Annotated in this window: 3 protein-coding genes; all 3 read left to right on the plus strand. The window is 71.0% G+C overall.

All coding sequences use genetic code 11. The features are described from left to right. The coding region (rplD, locus tag VGZ32_RS07780) for a 50S ribosomal protein L4 (protein WP_326885186.1) at positions 1-554 on the plus strand (554 nt) is incomplete at its 5' end. Beyond that, on the plus strand, positions 551-853 hold the full coding sequence (gene rplW, locus VGZ32_RS07785; RefSeq protein WP_326885187.1) for a 50S ribosomal protein L23: 303 nt from the start codon (positions 551-553) through the stop codon (positions 851-853). The genes rplD and rplW, both read left to right, overlap by 4 nt. Positions 854-863: 10 nt before the next feature. Next, the coding region (gene rplB / locus VGZ32_RS07790) for a 50S ribosomal protein L2 (protein WP_326885188.1) at positions 864-1,601 on the plus strand (738 nt) is incomplete at its 3' end.

Consider the following 1,601-nt stretch of genomic DNA (forward strand, 5'->3'; position numbering starts at 1 on the left):
TCAACGTGCCGCTGATGCACCAGGTCGTGGTCGCGCAGCGCGCGGCCGCCCGGCAGGGCACGGCCGCGACGAAGACTCGCGGCATGGTCAGCGGCGGCGGCAGGAAGCCGTACCGGCAGAAGGGCACCGGCCGGGCCCGGCAGGGCTCGACCCGGGCGCCGCAGTTCACCGGCGGCGGCGTCGCCCATGGCCCGCAGCCGCGGGACTACGCCCAGCGCACGCCGAAGAAGATGAAGGCGGCCGCGCTGCGCGGCGCGCTGTCCGACCGGGCGGCCAACGACCGGATCTTCGTGGTGACGAACTTCGTCGAGGGCGACATGCCGCGGACGAAGGACGCGCTCGCCGTGCTGGCCCAGGTCACCGACGGCGCCTCCAGGAACATCCTCGTTGTCACCCAGAGCGACGACGAGCTCACCTGGAAGTCGCTGCGCAACGTCCCCGCCGTGCACCTGCTCGCCGAGGACCAGCTCAACACCTACGACGTGCTCGTCAGCGACTACGTGGTCTTTACCGAGGCCGCGCTGCGCACGTTCGTGGAAAGGGGCGAGAAGTGAGCAGGATCTACAACCCCCGCGACATCCTGCTGCGCCCGGTGGTGTCGGAGAAGAGCTACGGCCTTCTCGACGAGGGCAAGTACACGTTCATCGTCGCGCCGCACGCCAACAAGACGCAGATCCGGCAGGCGGTCGAGGAAGTGTTCCGGGTCCGGGTAACCGGCGTGAACACGCTGAACCGGCAGGGCAAGCGCAGGCGGACCCGGCAGGGCTGGGGCAAGCGCGCGGACACCAAGCGGGCGATCGTGACCCTGGTCGAGGGTGACCGGATCGACATCTTCGGCGGACCGGTTAGTTAAGGAGAAGCAGGTGGCAATCCGTAAGTACAAGCCGACCACCCCTGGCCGGCGCGGCGCCAGCGGCTCCGACTTCTCCGAGATCACCCGGAGCGAGCCGGAGAAGTCGCTGGTTCGCCCGCTGCACAGTAAGGGCGGCCGGAACGTGCACGGGCGGGTGACCGCACGGCACCAGGGCGGCGGCCACAAGCGTGCCTACCGGCTGATCGACTTCCGGCGGCACGACAAGGACGGCGTCCCGGCCAAGGTCGCGCACATCGAGTACGACCCGAACAGGACCGCGCGCATCGCGCTGCTGCACTACGTGGACGGCGAGAAGCGCTACATCCTGGCGCCGCAGGGCCTGCACCAGGGCGACCGGGTCGAGAACGGGCCCGGCGCCGACATCAAGCCTGGCAACGCGCTGCCGCTGCGGTCGATCCCGACCGGCACGGTCGTGCACGCCATCGAGCTCCGTCCCGGCGGCGGCGCGAAGATCGCGCGGTCGGCCGGTGCCGGCGTCCAGCTCCTCGCCAAGGAGGCCGGCTACGCGCAGCTGCGCATGCCGTCCGGCGAGATCCGGCGGGTCAGCGTGGAGTGCCGCGCGACCGTCGGTGAGGTCGGCAACGCGGAGCAGGCGAACATCAAGCTCGGCAAGGCCGGCCGGAACCGCTGGAAGGGCAAGCGGCCGTCGGTGCGTGGCGTGGCCATGAACCCGGTCGACCACCCGCTCGGCGGCGGCGAGGGCAAGAGCTCTGGCGGCCGCCACCCG

The organism is Actinocrinis sp. (assembly GCF_035938995.1).
Lineage (GTDB): Bacteria > Actinomycetota > Actinomycetes > Streptomycetales > Catenulisporaceae > DASZGI01.